General features: G+C 40.8%; 15 protein-coding genes. 9 read left to right on the forward strand and 6 right to left on the reverse strand.

What is annotated here, in order from left to right; all coding sequences use genetic code 11:
• Positions 1 to 229 precede the first annotated feature (229 nt).
• From porK to porN, 4 genes are all read left to right on the forward strand, one after another.
• Positions 230 to 1,315 (forward strand): T9SS ring complex lipoprotein PorK/GldK, encoded by a 1,086-nt coding sequence (gene porK, locus AFM12_RS13555; protein ID WP_055149125.1) that lies wholly within the window; start codon positions 230 to 232, stop codon positions 1,313 to 1,315.
• Between the two features lie 95 nt (positions 1,316 to 1,410).
• Entirely contained in the window at positions 1,411 to 2,214 is an 804-nt protein-coding gene (gene porL, locus AFM12_RS13560) for a type IX secretion system motor protein PorL/GldL (protein WP_055149127.1), read from the forward strand.
• Positions 2,215 to 2,264: 50 nt separating this feature from the next.
• Positions 2,265 to 3,884: a type IX secretion system motor protein PorM/GldM gene (gene porM / locus AFM12_RS13565; protein WP_055149129.1), complete on the forward strand. Its 1,620-nt coding sequence runs from the start codon at positions 2,265 to 2,267 to the stop codon at positions 3,882 to 3,884.
• A 20-nt stretch (positions 3,885 to 3,904) separates the two neighbouring features.
• Positions 3,905 to 4,828, forward strand: a complete 924-nt coding sequence (gene porN, locus AFM12_RS13570) for a type IX secretion system ring subunit PorN/GldN (RefSeq protein ID WP_055149131.1) — start codon at positions 3,905 to 3,907, stop codon at positions 4,826 to 4,828.
• Between the two features lie 81 nt (positions 4,829 to 4,909).
• Here porN and AFM12_RS13575 read toward each other — a convergent pair whose 3' ends face one another.
• The 5 genes from AFM12_RS13575 to AFM12_RS19845 all read right to left on the reverse strand — a co-directional run bounded on the left by AFM12_RS13575 (position 4,910) and on the right by AFM12_RS19845 (position 8,410).
• Positions 4,910 to 5,458 carry a YceI family protein gene (locus tag AFM12_RS13575; RefSeq protein WP_157687404.1) on the reverse strand — a complete coding sequence of 183 codons (549 nt, stop codon included), beginning with the start codon at positions 5,456 to 5,458 and terminating at the stop codon, positions 4,910 to 4,912.
• Between the two features lie 10 nt (positions 5,459 to 5,468).
• Positions 5,469 to 6,104, reverse strand: coding sequence for a hypothetical protein (locus AFM12_RS13580; RefSeq protein WP_055149135.1), 636 nt, complete (start codon positions 6,102 to 6,104; stop codon positions 5,469 to 5,471).
• A gap of 81 nt (positions 6,105 to 6,185) precedes the next feature.
• Complete coding sequence (locus AFM12_RS13585; RefSeq protein ID WP_055149137.1) at positions 6,186 to 7,598, reverse strand: outer membrane beta-barrel protein; 1,413 nt, start codon at positions 7,596 to 7,598, stop codon at positions 6,186 to 6,188.
• Positions 7,599 to 7,603: 5 nt separating this feature from the next.
• A complete protein-coding gene (locus AFM12_RS13590; RefSeq protein WP_055149139.1) occupies positions 7,604 to 8,170 on the reverse strand; it encodes an RNA polymerase sigma factor in 567 nt (188 codons plus the stop codon).
• 69 nt (positions 8,171 to 8,239) lie between these two features.
• Positions 8,240 to 8,410 (reverse strand): hypothetical protein, encoded by a 171-nt coding sequence (locus AFM12_RS19845; protein ID WP_165492349.1) that lies wholly within the window; start codon positions 8,408 to 8,410, stop codon positions 8,240 to 8,242.
• A 191-nt stretch (positions 8,411 to 8,601) separates the two neighbouring features.
• Here AFM12_RS19845 and AFM12_RS13595 point away from each other — a divergent pair, with 191 nt between their 5' ends.
• The 5 genes from AFM12_RS13595 (at position 8,602) to AFM12_RS13615 (ending at position 13,047) form a co-directional block, all read left to right on the forward strand.
• Positions 8,602 to 9,396 carry a hypothetical protein gene (locus AFM12_RS13595; RefSeq protein WP_157687410.1) on the forward strand — a complete coding sequence of 265 codons (795 nt, stop codon included), beginning with the start codon at positions 8,602 to 8,604 and terminating at the stop codon, positions 9,394 to 9,396.
• Between the two features lie 83 nt (positions 9,397 to 9,479).
• Positions 9,480 to 9,818, forward strand: coding sequence for a DUF2853 family protein (locus AFM12_RS13600; RefSeq protein ID WP_055149143.1), 339 nt, complete (start codon positions 9,480 to 9,482; stop codon positions 9,816 to 9,818).
• A 55-nt stretch (positions 9,819 to 9,873) separates the two neighbouring features.
• Complete coding sequence (yidD, locus tag AFM12_RS13605; protein WP_055149145.1) at positions 9,874 to 10,086, forward strand: membrane protein insertion efficiency factor YidD; 213 nt, start codon at positions 9,874 to 9,876, stop codon at positions 10,084 to 10,086.
• A 101-nt stretch (positions 10,087 to 10,187) separates the two neighbouring features.
• Complete coding sequence (gene serA, locus AFM12_RS13610) at positions 10,188 to 12,146, forward strand: phosphoglycerate dehydrogenase (RefSeq protein ID WP_055149147.1); 1,959 nt, start codon at positions 10,188 to 10,190, stop codon at positions 12,144 to 12,146.
• Between the two features lie 73 nt (positions 12,147 to 12,219).
• Complete coding sequence (locus AFM12_RS13615) at positions 12,220 to 13,047, forward strand: SDR family NAD(P)-dependent oxidoreductase (RefSeq protein ID WP_055149149.1); 828 nt, start codon at positions 12,220 to 12,222, stop codon at positions 13,045 to 13,047.
• Between the two features lie 55 nt (positions 13,048 to 13,102).
• Here AFM12_RS13615 and AFM12_RS13620 read toward each other — a convergent pair whose 3' ends face one another.
• A complete protein-coding gene (locus tag AFM12_RS13620) occupies positions 13,103 to 13,582 on the reverse strand; it encodes a TonB-dependent receptor plug domain-containing protein (protein WP_055149151.1) in 480 nt (159 codons plus the stop codon).
• Between the last annotated feature and the right edge of the window lie 82 nt (positions 13,583 to 13,664).

Here is a 13,664-nt window from a genome sequence, read left to right on the forward strand (position 1 = left end):
TTTCAGGGTTTAAAATGCTCATTTGATAAAGGTGAGGTCTGATAGGCTCTTATTGGCATGATTTGTGCAAAATAACCTGTGAGTTAAAGAATTTCTGAAGGTGCTCTTCCTAAAATTGAAGATTCTCAGAACTTTATTCGTATTCACAATAATCGAGAAACAGCCTACGTTTTTAGTCTGTTCTCAAAGAATAGAGACAATTGTTAAATAAAATTAATCTACTTGTTTTATGAACAAGCGACAAATGAAGACTCTTGCAAAAGCTTTGCTGGTAGCAGCTCCACTAGTTATGCTGCAGAGTTGTGGTTTCCTGAATAAGACCATGGAGAAAGTGGGGTTAGGCAAAAAAGGTGGGGGAGCCGGAGATCCACTTGACGGACTGGTAAATGGTGAAGTAGTAGCCACAGCCCGAAAAGGATGGAAACAAACCGCACCTACCGGAATGGTCCTTATTCCTTCAGGTTCATTTTTAATGGGCCAGGCTGATCAGGATATTCTTTCGTCAAGAGTAGCCATGAACAAAAGAGTGACCATCAATCCGTTCTACATGGATGACACCGAAATCACTAACCATGAGTATAGAACGTTTGTAAACTACATGCTTGCCGACTCTGTCTCTGTTCTCGGTGAGGAGTTCATTATGACAAAATTATATCCTGATAGCACAGTATGGAGTAGAGACTTCTCTTACCATAACGGCGATCAGATGACAGAATACTACTTTGCCAGCCCGGCATTTGATATGTACCCTGTTGTAGGGGTTAGCTGGGATGCCGCAAACTACTATTCGCAATGGCGAACAGAACAATATAATACATATAGAGAGGAAAACGGTCAGTTTAAGTCTCCATCATTCAGACTACCATCTGAAGCTGAATGGGAATGGGCTGCCCGAGGTGGAAAAGAAGGTGCCAAATATCCATGGGGTAACCCATATGTAGCCAATGGTAAAGGATGTTTCCTGGCTAACTTTAAACCTTATAGAGGAAACTACCGTGCAGACGGTTATCCTTACACCAGCCCTGCAAACGCATTCAATCCTAATGATTACGGTCTATATAATATGGCAGGAAACGTTGCTGAATGGACTATTGACGCTTATTCAGAATCTTATATTCCTTTGACATGGGACTTAAACCCATCTTATAAAGATGATGATGAGCCTAGAAAAGTAATCAAAGGCGGATCATGGAAAGATGTGGCCTACTACCTTGAAACCGGAACGGTAGCTTTCGAGTACCGTACAGCCACCCGTTCTTATATCGGTTTCAGAAATGTACTTGACAGACTTGGTTCTGTTCCTGGAAGAGAATAATTCGAATAACAAGACATAACACACGGAGAATGAGAGTTCTCCGTTTTTTACAACACTAATTTAAATCACAAATCATTTTTTAAACTAGAACTCTAATGGCATCAAATCACGGACCTAGCTTTTTTTGGGATAAATTCATTCCTTCTGTATACAGTATCGGTGCAGCCTTCGTAATTATCGGGGCTATGGGTAAAATCATGCACTACGACTGGGCAGGAACTCTCCTACCAGTTGCACTCTGTGTGGAAGCTCTCATTTTCGCTATTTACGCCGTACAGTCTTTTGTAAGACCAACGGTGGAGTATCAATGGGACAAAGTATATCCTGAACTTTCTGAAGATTACAGCGGCCCTATCGCTACTAAAAGTACATCTAATGTGGGCTTGACATCTAAAATGGATGATATGCTGGGTTCTGCAGGAGTTGATTCTTCAGTTTTTGACAAACTGAAAGATGGCTTTAATAAACTGACTGATACAGTTTCTAACCTTGGTGAAATTTCTGATGCTACAGTCGCTACCAAAGAATATGCTTCAAATGTTCAGGCTGCTTCTCAAAAAGTAGGTGAAATGAACAGTGCTTATGGTGTAGCCGTATCTGCTATGAATAGCATGGCTGATGCTACTAAAGATGCTCAGGAATATAGAGATCAGTTCCAGAAAATCACTCAAAACATGGGAGCTCTTAATGCTGTTTACGAGCTTGAACTTCAGGATACTAACAAACACCTGAAAGCCATGAATTCTTTCTACAGCAATTTGTCGTCGGCCATGAACGATATGTCTGAGGCTTCAAAAGATACGCAGCACTTTAAAGAGGAGTTAAATAAACTGACGAACAATCTAACCTCGTTGAACTCAGTTTACGGAAGCATGCTTTCTGCCATGAAAGGCAACTGATAATTCCGACTCTCCTAAATAAAGTATAAACCATATAAAGAAAAGATATTATGGCTGGTGGAAAAGAAACACCTCGTCAGAAGATGATCGGAATGATGTACCTGGTACTAACAGCCATGTTAGCACTTCAGGTAAGTAATTCCATCCTTCAAAAATTCTTGACGATAGATAAAAGTTTAATAGCGGCAAATTCCTCCGCCTCTGAATCAAACGAAAGGCTGATCAGATCAATGGAAGAAGCTGTAGAAAATGCTGGAAATAAGCCTGAGTATGTAACTTTATTAGAAGTAGCTGATAAAGTAAAATCTGAAACTTCAGAAATAAACGCCTATATCAATGAGCTGAGAAATAGAATTATTGAAGAGGCTGGTCAGGGTTATGATGAAGAGACCGGTGAAATCAAAAATTTGGCTGAGGAAGAAAAAATTGCAAACATTTTCATAGGACCTGCCAACCAGAAAAGTGGTATTGGTTATGAATTGCAAAACAAGCTAAGAGCATATACGGAGTCATTAAAAACGATGTCCGAGGGAAAAGTTTCCTTAACTGATCTTGCTCCTGATGCTAAAGACGATCCGGCTTATGCCAACGTAAAAGATCCCGGTGAAATCAATAAAGATTTCGCAGAGGCTATGTTTGCCAGTACTCCTGTACCTGCGGCTTTGGCAGCTTTGAGTCAAAAACAATCAGAAATTAAAAGACAAGAAACTGAAGTTTTGAGTTATCTGGCTTCTTTAGTGGGTGCCAAAGAAATCAAGTTTGACAAGATTTTTGCGGTTGTAATTCCTGACTCTAGAACAGTTGTAGCTGGTCAAACCTATAAGGCTGATGTGGCTATTGGAGCTTATTCCAGTGCTATTACTCCAAAAATCAGCATTAACGGGTCTCCACTAGCTGTCGTAGACGGCAAAGGTACTTATGAAGTAAGAGCTCAGGGTGGCCAATATGATCAAAACGGTCAGTTGAAGAGAAGTTACACTGCCAGTATTTCTTACCCAAAACCTGACGGCACTACCGAGCAGGTAACTCAGGAAGAAACTTATACTGTATTGAAGCCTTCGGTTGAAATCCAGTCGGCATCATTCCCTCCATTGTATTTGAGCTGTGCTAACAAAATTGTAACCAGCTCATCGGGACTTGGGTCTCTTTATAACCCAACCTTTGGTGGTTCTGGAGCAGAATTTATTCCTGGCGGCGGCGGAGCGGTAACTATTGTACCAAACTCAGCCAAAGTAACTCTGGACGTTGCTAACGACGGCGTAACTCTGCAAACATTCCCTTTCAGGGTTCGTAGAGTACCGAAACCGACCATTGAAGTCCTTGCCAATAACTCACCAGTTGATGACAATGTAAGTAAGAGAGGTCTTGCGGCTGCTTCAGTTAGAACGATCAATGTAGTGGCGATCTCAGATGAAGATTTCAAAAACAACAATCCAGACGATGCAAATTACCGGGTAACTGATTACTCTATCTTCTTAGCGAGCGGTACACGTCCTAAAGGTCGCTTGGAAAATGTAAGTGGAAATCAAAATATTTCGGGTCTTGCACGCGATGCTCAAGCTGGTGATCGTTATGTAATTACTGTGAATAAAGTGTTACGAAGAAACTTCAAAGGACAGACTGAAGAAGTCAATGTAGGCTCGGTAGTTAAAGAGATTCCTTTGAGATAAAAGTGAAAATTATGAAGACAATGAATAAAATAACTTCAATCGCTCTGATAGCAGGCCTGTTTGTAGGTGGCTCACAGGTGGCGACAGCTCAGGAAAAATCAGACAATGGTTTAAATCCGCTTTCCTTACGTCCGGTTCATGATTCCAATATTGCTTACAAAATTGGATTATGGAGACGTGTAGACTTGAGAGAAAAGCAAAACCAGCCTCTTTTTTCATACGAAAATGAAATAACCAAGCATCTTATAGAGGGTGTGAAGTCAGGTATTCTTGATGCCTATTCTGAAGAAGATCTTGAAGAAAGATTAACTCTTGAAGAATTCAACGAACGTATGTTCAAACGATTTGAAGGTGGTGGGTTGTCTCAGGCTGAAATTGATGCAGGCTTTGGTGATGAAACCGCTTCTGATGACGGATGGGGTGATGCAGGCTCTTCTGATGATGGATGGGGCGATGCCTCAGATAACACTCAGGAGCCGGAAGCTAAGTCAACTTCCTCAACTTCTACAACCACAGCTCCACAGGATGGTTACGAAATGTTTCCTAATGAGTTCTACATTCTTGAAATCAAAGAGGATTGGATTTTTGACAGACAGCGTTCACGTCAATACTTTGATATTCAAACAATAACCATCAAGATTCCTGCTGAGGCATCAAATGATGGTTTGGAGAAAACGCTCGCTTCATTTAAGTATAAAGATTTGGAGCAATTTTTTAGAAACAACCCAAACGCTGTTTGGTTTAATGAAGAAAACACCGCTAAGCATATTAATCTTGCCGATGCGTTTGAACTGAGATTGTTCCACGGCAGAGTTGTTAAAAAATCTAACTCTCTCGACAAATACCTGGATGAGCAATATGGCTCAGCTCAGGAAGCTTTGAATAAGTCTCAGCAAATTGAGTACGATCTTATAGAGAAAGAACATAATATGTGGGAATACTAATTTGGTAATCCTGTCTTCAATGAAAAAGCCCGGCATTTGCCGGGCTTTTTTGTTTCTATTACTTTGGGATAATTACTAAGACTAAATTTCAAAAGTTAACATATAATCCAGTTTGATTGTTTTATCCGTTGAAAGCCCCATAAGACTTGGAGGCTCGATTCCAAAATCAGTCATATCAACTTTAAAACTTCCACTTAGTGTCATAACCTTACCCGCCACCTTTTGGGTTCCTGTAATAGTAAAAGGCTTGGTTTGACCGTGAAAAACAAGTTTCCCTTTTGCTGTAACTTGCTCACCGGCGTAAGAAACATCTTCAGATGTGAAAGTAACGTTGGGATAAGTCAAAGCTTCTGTATTCTCAATGACATGAGAATCGCGATTAGAATTACCACTATCAAAACTATTCACAGCGACTTTTACTGCGATCACAGATAGTTTTTGGGTTTCCGTATCAAGAACACCTATTGCTCTGAAATCTTTTGAAGACGCATCAAAACTATGGAGCGGATGATCCATAAAATACATCAAGGACGAAGAAGCCATATTGGCTACAATTTTCTTTTTATCCGGACTTTTAAAGGCCACTAATCCCAAGCCAAGAAGGCTAACGGCAAAAAATATTTTTTTCATATCTGTATATTTAAAATTCAAATTTAATACTGGCAATAGCCGCTGCATAAGCACCAAATGTGGTAATGGCTGCAGCTCTATGCCAGTTTTTGTTAACATTCCCCTCGCTGGCCTGATGAGCCAAAACATTGGTAGCCACCATTCCCGACAAATGGACCACGGCTAGTATTTTGTGAAGTTTAATATTGTCAAACTTCTTTCTGTTTACCATTGGAGGCGGTGAGGTCAAAGCCATCACTGCAGTTGTACCATAGGCTATATTGGTACCCAAGGCCACTTTTTCGTGCAAATCGCGAATCTGAAAGTTACCGTTATATAACTTAGGCCCAATGATTGCCTGAGCTACCATGCCACCAGCCGCAAGAAAACCTGTGGCCTGATGGATTTTAAACATCGTTCTTCTTGCCTTCAGCTCTTTTTCTCTGCTTTCTGCAGTAAGTTCTTTAGGGGCGAAACCTATACCGCGATAAAGGCCTCGCTCTCCCCAAAGCATACGTTGGGTGAATAACATGCGTTCAGGCAACAGCGGGGCCTCCTCCATCTCTTCATCAATTTCACCCAAAAGGTCGTCTGCAGAAAGATCCTGTGCAGCGGCAGGCAGGTATAGCGTGAACATCAGGCCTACCAAAAGATAAATTCTCTTCATGAAAGGATTAAGATTTAACAAGGGTTAAATAAGTCAATTTCAAACAGTACGCACAAGAATAGCCCGCGGTTGCAATGGCAACTATTTTAACAAAGGAATTTTAGCTGAGATAAAAACTCCTGTGGTTAAAAGCTTAACCTTACCAAAGCCGATGTTTTGAATGGGTACTTTCAGAAAAGGTTCTACCTGAAAGCTTAAACCATTTACTAACTGTCTTTCAAAACCAATTGAAGTATTAATATCGCCGGCATCATAAAATCCCGTCTTACCCTCCCATTTGGTAAACCTTTGGTCAGGGGCGGTTTCCTCGTAATTATAGTTGTAAGTCTCTTTCAGCATCAGGTAATTGGTCAGACCGCCCGTTATAAACCAACGGTTTCTTCCCGTTGTAAAGTTATATCTCAGATTGAGAGGAATATCCAGCATATTGCAGCGAGCGTCTACAGTTAATAATCCCTCTGGTGTTTTATAACCCCAATTCGCCGGCCATGCATAGTCATAAGCCTCTGCCTGATAGAACTTCAACGATTTAACAACTCCTGACTGTACTGACCAACGGTTATTGAACCTATATTCAAGGAGAGCTGCATAATTGTGTCCCACTTTTATAAAGGGACTGTCGTGAACTGTTGAGAAATCAGGCGAAAAGGCAAGCCTCAGACCTAACTTTGGTTCTTTGAGACCAGCTTTCTTCTCATTTATTATTTCCCTGACTTTGTGTATTTGAGGGAAAGAGAAATTTATATCCAACGGTGAAAACTGCAACCTGTCTAACAGACTATAACCAGATACCCGGGATTTTTCAAGTTGTTTTGTTCCAAAACTTTCATCCTTATCCTGAGCAATTGGTTTCCCACTCAAATCACTTTCAATAAATAAGACCTTGTCACTATCCTGCTGTTTTGGAGTTTTCCTTTGAGAAAGGTCATTAGTTGAAGAATTTCTTTCAACTTGATTTTCTCTGGACCTTGCATTCTTAATGCTCTCAGAGGAAGTAGCTTTATTTTTTGAGCCGGAAGTCGTAACGATAGATTTGACTTCGTCAGCTTCACTCCCACCTTTATCAATACTATTATTACTTGAAACCCCATGAGAATTCAGCTCATTTGTTAAAGAACTTTCTTTTTCAATCGTCTTTAAATCTGACAATTCTTCTTCTTCTTCCCTTATACTACTATTTAATACCAGATCGTTCGTTTTTCCAGATTCTTCATCTGATATGAGTCCACTTTCGTTTTCCGAGATTTCTGCTCTGGTTTTGATCTCATTATTGTTTTGATAATAAACATAGCCGGCAGTTACCGAAAGAAGTAAAAGCACCGCAAACAGAGCACTCCAACGCCAGACTCCTCCGCCTTTTCCGCCTTCATGCTCATCCAGAAGCTTCTCCATCTCCTCCCAGGCACTAGGCTGAAAATCAGGCAAGTCCTGATCAGCAGAGGCCTTAAAGAGAGCATCAAGCTCCTTGTCTGACATGTGATTATCTTTTTTCATTTCACTTATAGCGTATTCATTCTCTTCTGTATCATCTCAATTTCCTGTCTTAATACTTTTCTGGCCCTTGACACATTTGATTTCGAGGTTCCCACACTAATGTCAAGCATCTTGGATATCTCCTCATGCGAATAGCCATCAATTGCAAAAAGGGAGAAGTTTGTCTTGTAAGTTTGGGGAAGCTGATGAACTAACATCATAAGCTCAGCATGACCCAGATTACCTTCAGCATTCTGCTCGGCAGAAGCCAAAGAATAGGCTGTGTCAATATCTTGCTGATAATAATGTTTTTGCTGGCTCCTGTAGAAATCAATGGAGGCATTAATCAATATTCTCTTAAACCAATTCTTAAAGGAGTGAGTCGGTTTAAATTTTGACAGGTTTTGAAAAACTTTCAAAAAACCATCATTTACCACCTCCAGAGCCTCGTCTTTGGTCTTACAATAGCGGAAACAGACAGACATAGCAAACCCAAAGTGATCTTCGTACAGCTTCTTTTGAGCTGCCCGATCACCCGCTAAACATTCCTCAACAGTTGTGAGAAAATCGGGAAGGGTTTTCTGACCGTCCATTCTAATTAACTAGAGTACGGATAGTCTGAAGCAAAAGTTGCAAAGTCAGGAAAACTTCACGTTCACCAATTAGTGGTCGCCTTTGGCTGCGTTATAACCTGCGGCAAAAACCACAGTTTCAAGAATAGCCCCAAGGATAAAAATAAATAGATCGCCAAAAATTGCCAGTATTGCCAGAATGATGAAGTAGATAAGAATAAGAGCCCAGCCCGGCAAACCTGTTTTTACAGCTTCAGACATTTTAAACGAGTTTTGGATGATTAATTTTAAACCTTCGCAAAACTACAAAAAATCCGTTTTTAGAAATATTTCAAGGTGAAATCTTTCGCTATTTTTGAAACTATCAAAGCACGATTCGGAGTTTTACAGCGTAAGTAAAATTGATGCGTCAACTGTTCCTTATACTATTTTTTTTCTTTCCGGGCCTGCTTATGGCACAGGAAAAGGATTATTACAAGCTTCCGAAAGAGCGAAAAATGGTGGACGGCCGAATCACACTTCCAAACCTTCAAACTGAAGATATTTTTTGGTATCTGAACCTCTCGGGTGGCATGAAATTACAAAGTAGCAGGTTCACCAATAATTATGAGGGGCAACTGATATCTCTTGACCCCGGCAAAATGTATTGGGAAGCAGCTATTGGCATGAACCGTCAGGATAAATGGCAGTTGGAACTCGGTTACATGAGAAACCCAATAAGGCTTGAATGGAGGACTTTTGACCGATCAAACAGGCTTATACCATTCTTTTTTTCAGCTAGTGTTAATGATCACGGATTGCTGGCAACATATAAGCGTCGACTTTTCACAATTGACCGGGTCACAAAACGAACCAGACTCAACATTTTGGCAGGCATCAAAGTAAATCCATTAGCTGCTGACGAAACGATCCAGGAATTTAATATCCGTTATCCTACCTTGCCGGGCAGACAAGGCTTTATGGATACCTTAAGAATTCAAACCGATTTTGTTTCGACGAAACCAAGCATTGCAGGTGTTGTCGGCCTAGAGTTAATGGGCAGGGTAGCCGACCCAATTGAAGTCGGCCTTTTCGGAAAAATCATGCTTGACCAGAAAGGAATTCTTTCAAGCAATATCGCTATTGAAAGCACACTTGGTTCTGCGAAAGAGAGCCAACTCCTATTGAACGCTACGAATTGGCTATTAGGCTTCTCACTTCGATGGAATTTCCATCACGGTATACATTACACGACGGAAAAACCCTAGAAAATCAAAGAATCCTTATGGATTTGAGGTGAGAAAAACGTAAACTTGTATGTACTTATTCCTGAAACCAAAAAATTAAAACAATGAGTAAATTCGCAGAATGCATGGAGCACTACAAAGCTCAAAATTCAGAACTTGGACTTGGACTTAGCGAAGCACTTCTTACTGGTGTGGCTAAAGGTTTAGGGCCTTCTATTTACAACCCAGACTCTTCGTTGGTTTCCGGCTCAGATAAAGCAGAACTTGATCGTGTAAAAAACAATTTCCTGATTAAAAAACTGGGTCTTGCTGATGGTCCTGCCTTAGATTCTGCAATTGCGGAGGTTATGGAGAAAATGGGAACTTCTAACCGTACAAAATACAGAGCAGTAGTGTATGCCTTACTTGCTGTAAAATTCGGTAAGGAAGGAATGTTCTCATAAGCAGAAAACTTTTCCAGAGAAGCCTTGGTTTGTCAATCAGGGCTTTTTTGTTTCTATGCGTCATATTGCAATTTTTTTGGTTCGACTTTATCAGGCAGCACTATCTCCGTGGTTTCCGCCATCTTGTCGGTTTACACCGACCTGTTCTGATTATTCGGTTCAGGCATTCCAGAAACATGGCTTTTTCAAAGGCTTTTATCTGACGATCAATCGTATGCGAAAATGTCATCCATGGGGTGGAAGCGGTTTTGACCCTGTACCGGATTGATATTGAATTTTAATTAGAAAATTCTTCACTAAATCAATATTTTGTTCTTTTGAAACAACTGTTACCCTCCAAGAGTGGAAATGTGAGTAACTTTGACACGAATGCCTGCATTCAAAACAAAATCACAGTTTAAGACATCTGAAAAAAACTTTCTCAAAGTGACCGAAACAGCACAGAAAAGAAAATTCATCATCGATTTTGATAGTACTTTTACTCAGGTAGAAGGCTTAGATGAACTTGCAAGAATTGCCCTCAAAGGGGCCCCAAATCAGACAGAAACAGTCAAAGCAATCAAAGACCTGACAGATCAGGGAATGAGTGGCGAAATCAGCTTCTCTGAAGCTTTAAGCAAAAGACTTGCTTTGTTAAGTGCCAACAAAACGCACATAGAAGAACTAATCTCTTTCCTCAAAGGTAAAATTTCAAAATCCTTTGCCCGTAATGAGGTTTTCTTTGAACATTATGCCGATGATGTCATTATACTTTCCAGCGGTTTCAAGGACTTCATTGTTCCCGTAGCCAAAGAACTGGGTGTTAAAGAAGAAAACATATACGCTAACACCTTTGAGTTTGATAACGACGGTAACATCACCGGAGCCGATCAATCAAATCCTTTGGCTGGCAATGGTGGTAAAATAAAACTGGTAGAGTCACTGAATCTTGATGCCGAAATTCATGTCATAGGAGACGGTTTTACTGATTATGAGATCAAAGCCAGTGGACTTGGCCACTTCTTCTATGCGTTTACTGAAAACGTAGCCAGACCTGGTGTCATGGAAAAAGCCGATCATGTAGTAAAAAGTCTGGATGAATTCCTTTGGCTGAATCACCTGCCAAGAAGCCAGTCTTATCCAAAATCAAGAATTAAGGTTCTTCTTCTTGAAAATGTTCATCAGGCGGCTGTTAAGGCTTTTGAAGATGAAGGGTTTGATGTGGAATTCCACAAAGGAGCCATTGGCGAAGCAGATTTGTGTGAGATGATCAAGGGTGTTTCGATCATTGGTATCCGATCAAAAACGAATATAACTCCAAAAGTTCTTGAAAATGCGGACAAGCTGATTGCTGTAGGGGCTTTCTGTATTGGCACAAACCAGATTGATCTTGAAGGCTGTACCGAACGTGGAATTGCCGTTTTCAATGCTCCATACAGTAATACCCGTTCTGTCGTGGAATTGGCCATTGGAGAGATCATCATGCTCATCAGGAAGATTCCTTCAAACAGCGAAAGAATGCACAAGGGAATCTGGAACAAGTCAGCTAAAAACGCATACGAAATCAGAGGTAAAAAACTCGGCCTGATCGGTTACGGGCACATTGGTATGCAGCTCTCAGTTGTGGCAGAAGCTTTGGGTATGGAAGTTTATTTCTATGATGCCGTGGACCGCATGCCTATTGGAAACGCCATTAAATGCAAAAGCATGGAGGAGGTTTTCAATACCGTTGACGTGGTTTCTCTCCATATTGACGGTAGACCGGAAAACAAAAAACTCATTGGTAAAAAGGAATTTGATCAGATGAAAGACGGAGTCATCTTCCTTAATCTGGCCCGTGGCTTTGTGGTTGAGATTCCTGCTTTGGTTGATGCCTTAAAATCAGGCAAACTTGCCGGTGCCGGTGTTGATGTGTTCCCGAAAGAGCCGAGAACCAATGACGATCCGTTTGAAAGTGAATTGATGGGTCTGGAAAACGTCATTCTTTCTCCACATGTGGGTGGTAGTACTGAAGAAGCACAGGAGATGATTGGCCATTATGTACCTGAGAGACTTTTGGAGTATATTAATAACGGAAGCACAACGGGTAGTGTTAACCTTCCTGAAGTGCAGCTTCCCTTACTTACAGATAGCCATAGGTTACTTCACATTCACAAAAATGTACCGGGCATTATGGCAAAGATCAATACCATTTTTGCCAAACATAATATCAACGTTCGGGGCCAGTATCTCAAAACAAACGAGACAGTTGGTTATGTCATTGTCGATGTAGCCATCTCATATACCCCCGAGTTTCTCGAAGAACTCAGAGAAATACCCGAGACTATCAAATTCAGAAAATTGTTTTAAATTTAACTCCGGCCCTTGGGTCGGAGTTTTTTTCTGCCATCCCCGTTCGTTTTAACCCTAATGTAAAGAAGCCATGAAAACCCAGAATGTAACGTTGATCACCGGAGCTACTTCAGGTATCGGAAAAGCCACTGCAGAAGCCTTATCTGAAAAAGGACATAAGCTTATCATTCTTGCCCGCAACCCTGATAAAGCCAAAGCCTTAATTGCAAGTTTACCGGGAGAAGCTGAATTCATCACTTGTGATTTTGAAAACCTTGATTCCGTAAGCCAGGCAGCCAATGAAGTGCTGAAACAAACAGATCATCTCGAAAATCTGATCAATAACGCCGGTGCTATCTTTCAGGCAAGAGAGGAGACGGCTCAAGGGTTTGAAAAACATTTTGGGGTAAACCATTTAGCTCCTTTTCTTCTGACAGAAAAATTACTTCCTCTGATTCTGAAATCAGATGGCCGGGTTATTAATGTCAGTTCTGATTTGTACAAACAAGCCAAAGTTGACTTTGATAATTTACAACTTCAGAATGGTTACGCTCCAATGCTTGGCTATGCCAACTCCAAACTTTTCAACCTTTTGCATGCTAAAGAACTGGCTGAAAAATACAGAGTTCAAAACCTTCAGGCCTATTCCCTCCATCCCGGAGTGATACGGTCCAATTTCGGGAGTGACTTTTCCGGAGGCATGGGCTTTCTACTCAATCTCATGAAGCCATTCATGAAAGGAACCCAAGCGGGAGCTTCCACATCGGTAATGCTTGCCGATTCCGAACGTGATGCCTTTGTGTCCGGCAGTTATTTTAAGAACAAAAAGCCCGTAAGCACAAAAGCCGATCTGGTGAATAATGATTTATCAAAAAGGATTTGGGACGTTTCAGAGGAGTTGGTGTCCTCTTACATGTAAAAGCCCCAAAGCAAATTGCTTTGAGGCCTTTCTTTTCGAAGGGTTGAATAAATGCCTATAGATCGTTTCTTTTTTTCAATTGTATAACGATCACACCATTTGCCGCACGCGAACCATAAATACCCGTACTACCGGCATCTTTAAGGACTGAAACAGATTTAATGTCGTTCGTTGGAACCATCTCATAGACCGTACTAAAACCGCCATTAATTGCATTTCCGTTGATCACAAAAAGTGGCTCAGAATCACCAACGAATGAATTAACCAAACCACGGATTCTAACCTGAGCATTTCTTCCTTGCCCATTGATAAGGACTCCGGATACCCCTCTCAGATAAGTCTCCAAAGGAATAGCCTGATTTAAATCTTCTACAACTGAAGCTGAACCGGTATAATTTCGACTATCCTGACTACTGTAGCCATCACTTATCTCAGTTTTCCTTTCGTTATTTTTTATAGATCCGGCACGGTTTGCACAGGAGTCCAACAGAAAAAACGAGGAAAGAAGAGCTAAGAGGATAATTTGTTTTTTCATTTTACTATGGAATTATTAGATAAAATTAAGGCATATTTCACTCTTTATTACCGTTTTACAAGAGTTTTTTTTATTCAAACAT

This window comes from Jiulongibacter sediminis (assembly GCF_001306455.1).
Classification (GTDB): domain Bacteria; phylum Bacteroidota; class Bacteroidia; order Cytophagales; family Spirosomataceae; genus Jiulongibacter; species Jiulongibacter sediminis.

What these genes read in the sequence shown, in the direction of transcription:
- porK (WP_055149125.1), top strand. Translation starts at nt 230, where the DNA reads ATGAACAAGCGACAAATGAAGACTCTTGCAAAAGCTTTGCTGGTAGCA.
- porL (WP_055149127.1), top strand. Translation starts at nt 1,411, where the DNA reads ATGGCATCAAATCACGGACCTAGCTTTTTTTGGGATAAATTCATTCCT.
- porM (WP_055149129.1), top strand. Translation starts at nt 2,265, where the DNA reads ATGGCTGGTGGAAAAGAAACACCTCGTCAGAAGATGATCGGAATGATG.
- porN (WP_055149131.1), top strand. Translation starts at nt 3,905, where the DNA reads ATGAATAAAATAACTTCAATCGCTCTGATAGCAGGCCTGTTTGTAGGT.
- AFM12_RS13575 (WP_157687404.1), bottom strand. Translation starts at nt 5,458, where the DNA reads ATGAAAAAAATATTTTTTGCCGTTAGCCTTCTTGGCTTGGGATTAGTG.
- AFM12_RS13580 (WP_055149135.1), bottom strand. Translation starts at nt 6,104, where the DNA reads ATGAAGAGAATTTATCTTTTGGTAGGCCTGATGTTCACGCTATACCTG.
- AFM12_RS13585 (WP_055149137.1), bottom strand. Translation starts at nt 7,598, where the DNA reads ATGAAAAAAGATAATCACATGTCAGACAAGGAGCTTGATGCTCTCTTT.
- AFM12_RS13590 (WP_055149139.1), bottom strand. Translation starts at nt 8,170, where the DNA reads ATGGACGGTCAGAAAACCCTTCCCGATTTTCTCACAACTGTTGAGGAA.
- AFM12_RS19845 (WP_165492349.1), bottom strand. Translation starts at nt 8,410, where the DNA reads ATGTCTGAAGCTGTAAAAACAGGTTTGCCGGGCTGGGCTCTTATTCTT.
- AFM12_RS13595 (WP_157687410.1), top strand. Translation starts at nt 8,602, where the DNA reads ATGGCACAGGAAAAGGATTATTACAAGCTTCCGAAAGAGCGAAAAATG.
- AFM12_RS13600 (WP_055149143.1), top strand. Translation starts at nt 9,480, where the DNA reads ATGAGTAAATTCGCAGAATGCATGGAGCACTACAAAGCTCAAAATTCA.
- yidD (WP_055149145.1), top strand. Translation starts at nt 9,874, where the DNA reads ATGCGTCATATTGCAATTTTTTTGGTTCGACTTTATCAGGCAGCACTA.
- serA (WP_055149147.1), top strand. Translation starts at nt 10,188, where the DNA reads ATGCCTGCATTCAAAACAAAATCACAGTTTAAGACATCTGAAAAAAAC.
- AFM12_RS13615 (WP_055149149.1), top strand. Translation starts at nt 12,220, where the DNA reads ATGAAAACCCAGAATGTAACGTTGATCACCGGAGCTACTTCAGGTATC.
- AFM12_RS13620 (WP_055149151.1), bottom strand. Translation starts at nt 13,582, where the DNA reads ATGAAAAAACAAATTATCCTCTTAGCTCTTCTTTCCTCGTTTTTTCTG.